Annotated in this window: 1 protein-coding gene; it reads right to left on the reverse strand. The window is 59.3% G+C overall.

Translation table 11 applies throughout. From position 1 onward, the window contains the following. A partial coding sequence (locus tag WFM49_RS18545; RefSeq protein ID WP_336974857.1) for an autotransporter-associated beta strand repeat-containing protein occupies positions 1-307 on the reverse strand: 307 nt, incomplete at both ends.

Here is a 307-nt window from a genome sequence, read left to right on the forward strand (position 1 = left end):
TTGTGTATTGCCATAGCGGTTGGCGGTGTTGGATAGGCGCAGAGTACCCGCGCCTTCTTTAATCAGATTGCCGCTCCCGCTGATTTGCCCGCTCAAGCCCAGTACCGTGTTGGCCGCCACATCCAGATGGCCGGCTTGATTCAGTGTGAGCTGGCGTGTGCTGTCAAAAGAGTCCGTCGTGGCTAAGGTGCCGCCCTGGAAGTTCAGTGCACCGGAGCCTAAATTGCTGTCCTGGCTGACGACGACGCGCCCTTCATGCAGGGCGGTACCGCCTACATAGGTATTGGTGCCCGCCAGGATGACCGTC

It is taken from the genome of Alcaligenes sp. PF14 (assembly GCF_037150615.1).
Classification (GTDB): Bacteria; Pseudomonadota; Gammaproteobacteria; order Burkholderiales; family Burkholderiaceae_B; genus Alcaligenes; species Alcaligenes phenolicus.